Origin of the sequence: Aquimarina macrocephali JAMB N27, assembly GCF_000520995.1 — a bacterium.
Lineage (GTDB): Bacteria > Bacteroidota > Bacteroidia > Flavobacteriales > Flavobacteriaceae > Aquimarina > Aquimarina macrocephali.
Genome location: NZ_JACA01000091.1, coordinates 1 through 3,157 on the forward strand (window position 1 = coordinate 1; position 3,157 = coordinate 3,157).

Sequence of the window (3,157 nt, forward strand, 5' to 3'; positions counted from 1 at the left end):
GGCAATTTTTTTTAATTTTACCCCAGTGGCATCGTAAATATAACATATTATTAAACGAAAAAAAGTCACAATCTTTTTATCAATTGTGACTTTTTTATTTCTTACTCATATGCAGCACAGAAAACATTTCTGCGCTATCATATCCGAGCGGTCGGGTTAACCCTTCTATAGCGTCATCTGAAAGTTTAACAGCATTATCTGACACCTTCATAGCATCATCAATTTTGGAAGTAACAGCTTTACTTAATCCTTTAGCTGCAACTTCTCCAGTCACTACAGCAGCAGCTTCAACCGTCACATTAGCTGCTTTTTCTCCTATTTTATTACCCAATGTTGTAGCTGAATCTTCAGATAAAGCCGTTTCTACTACATCATGTGCTATATCTGACATTCCTGCTGTTGCAGTTGACAAAGCATCTTTTGCTAAGCTAGCTAATCCCTGTGGACTGCTTAATTTGTTAAAGTGATTACTTGCAGCTTTCTTAACTGTCTGTATTGGGCTACTAACAAGTTGTTTTGCACCTTCATAAGTATTATAAAGAGTTCTTTTGTAGGCGTTCACAGCACTTTTTAAAACTGTTTTACAGAACTCACAATTACCATCGGGATCAGATTTACTAATTTTGTCTAATAAACGTTAAGTTATGAAAATTATTTTCAACTTCTTGAAGCCCAACGCTTTCTTTATCAAAAAGAAAATATGTAATTGCTAACCCTTTATCCTTTTTGTAAAGAAATAATATTATGCAGAATTTATATTTACAAAACCTATCGGATGTAAATTTAAAAGAAGATGTACCGCCCCAATCTGCATTAAACTCCTTTTTGACGTTTAAATTATCAAATTCTGTAATTAACTTTTCTCCTGAAAGTAAACCATCACTAGCTTGAGAAAATTTAACTAAAGATTGAAGAGCTATGTTTTTGTAAATTTTATTAAGTAGATTATCCTTGTAATTTTCAGCAGGAATTAATGAATATAAAACTTCAATTTTTTTACTTTCATCAGCTATTAAATAATTACATTTTATTTGTGTTGTATTAATTTTTTCCTTTAAAGAAGAATCATTTGAGTATTTAATTGAAAGTAACTTTACTAACTCTTTGAAACTCTCTTGGCTTTGAGAATAGGATAAGTTAACAGAAGAGAATATAACAATTAAAACAATAAATATGAATGAGTTTTTCATAGTAAAAAAATCTTTAAAAAATAACTTTCAAATTATCTAACTTACTTTTAACATGAAACAAATATTCATTACTTAATAAATTATTACCTATAAATAATTTATTAAGTTCTAGATTGTTCTTTAATTCTTTCAAAGGCAGAAATTCAAGTTTGTTATAAGATAAATCTAATTTTTTAATCATTTTCATTTTTTCAATTTCCTTAGGTAATACTTTGATATTGTTAGATTTAATGGTTAATTCTTCTAATTTTCTCAAAGAGAATAAACCAATTGGTAATTTTGATATATTGTTATTATCTAAATACAACTTTTTAAGCTCTTTTAGGTTCTTTATTTCTGAATCAAGAGTTATTATTTTATTCATTCTTAAATCTAGCTCTTTTAATTTTGAAAGCTTATAGATAGAATTTGGTATTTCTTCCAATGAATTTCCTGAAATATTCAAATTTTCTATATTGGAAGGTAGTTTTATGTTTTCAAGATTAATATTGTTATTCGCAATATTTAAAGTTTTTAATTCAGTTAAACCATTAATTGTTTTCGGGAAATAATTCAAATTACTTCCCGTAATCATTAAGGTTTCTAAATTTTTAAGTTTATTAATATTCTTAGTTATGGATTTAATCTCACTACAGGAAATAACATTAAATATTCTAAGTTTTTTCAGATTCGATATATTATCTTTTATAATGTCTATTTCGCAATTCAAGAGTCGAATTTCTTCAACATTAGTAAAGTTATATAAAGCATTATCTATTCTTTCTCCAGAAATATCGAGAGATTTAACATTTTCACTATTTTCTTTTGCTTTAGCAAAAGATGTGAAATAACCATTACTTTGAGCTTTACAATTAAAAAATGTAAAAAATAAAGCTATAATATAATAAATTTGAATTTTCATATAATAAACAGTTTTTATTAATCTGGTCTGTCTTGATAAGGACCTATAAACTCTCCTAAACTCAAATTCACTCCCATTAATGATTGAAGAAATTGACTAAAGTTAATTCCTTTAGGTTCTAATTCATTTACACTAGGGCTAACCTCTTCACGAGGTTCTGTTGTAATATTAGCTCCAAACCAAACATCAAACCTATCTTCCTTTACAACATCATCATTTAACCAACCTTGGTCGGCAATCTTCATGCCAGTAATATTTCCATCTTCATCAAATTCATAATTTAAAAAGATAAAAGAATGTCCAAATACACCTCTATCCACTCCACGAACAACATCATTAAAATCTTCTTGAGATGCATAAACTTGAATAATTGCGCCTTCTTGCAAATCTCCATCCCAAATACCTTTTTTATTTACTAGTTCCCCTAAACCTGCATTTACTATTGCTCCGGCTCCTCCAGTACCTCTTAAATCTTGGGGCAGACCTCTCCAACCTGGATGGGTTCCTGTTGAGCTAGCAAATAAATGATTAAAAGTTTGCTTTGAATTGTAATATTGGGAAGCACTATCATCTGATATATAGTCATAAACAGATACCCCCATAACCTGCTTAAAAGCTGTATTAAATCTGCTTTTGCAAACTTGAAAGCAATCTCCCCCCGGACTCTTATTCTGAGAGTTTTTATGATTATTTACAATTTTTTTACCAATTGGATTACCCGGACCAAAAGGAAACATACCATCATAATCCATAAAATAAATAGGATTATTAAAAGCATAATTATACGGACTATGTCTTTTCATTAATTCTGCTAACGGGTCAATATTCATCCACCTACCAAGTGCTGCATCATAATTCCTAGCTCCAAAGTCTAACCATGCTAAACTAAGTTCATCCTGTTCTTCTTTATTACCAAACCCATAATTATGATCCCTACCATTAAAATCACTATTATATCCTTCATGTTGCAGTCCAAAAGGATAATAGTTCTTCTCCTGTATGATCTCAGAAGTAGTGATTACACCATCTTTATTAGCATCTTTATAGGACAATCTGATGTTCCCTA

Annotated in this window: 4 protein-coding genes; all 4 read right to left on the bottom strand. The window is 29.3% G+C overall.

Annotation, left to right across the window (positions count from 1 at the left end; all coding sequences use genetic code 11):
* Positions 1-94: 94 nt before the first annotated feature.
* Entirely contained in the window at positions 95-562 is a 468-nt protein-coding gene (locus Z054_RS0127140) for a hypothetical protein (protein ID WP_024773112.1), read from the bottom strand.
* Positions 563-617: 55 nt separating this feature from the next.
* Positions 618-1,190, bottom strand: a complete 573-nt coding sequence (locus tag Z054_RS0127145) for a hypothetical protein (protein WP_024773113.1) — start codon at positions 1,188-1,190, stop codon at positions 618-620.
* Positions 1,191-1,203: 13 nt separating this feature from the next.
* Positions 1,204-2,091: a leucine-rich repeat domain-containing protein gene (locus Z054_RS30735; protein WP_024773114.1), complete on the bottom strand. Its 888-nt coding sequence runs from the start codon at positions 2,089-2,091 to the stop codon at positions 1,204-1,206.
* A gap of 17 nt (positions 2,092-2,108) precedes the next feature.
* Positions 2,109-3,157 (bottom strand): RHS repeat domain-containing protein (locus tag Z054_RS30740; protein ID WP_316929956.1); only part of this gene is annotated, 1,049 nt, incomplete at its 5' end.

Bases quoted from the DNA above. Each gene is read 5' to 3' on its own strand.
- Z054_RS0127145 (WP_024773113.1), bottom strand. From the start codon at position 1,190: ATGAAAAACTCATTCATATTTATTGTTTTAATTGTTATATTCTCTTCT.
- Z054_RS30735 (WP_024773114.1), bottom strand. From the start codon at position 2,091: ATGAAAATTCAAATTTATTATATTATAGCTTTATTTTTTACATTTTTT.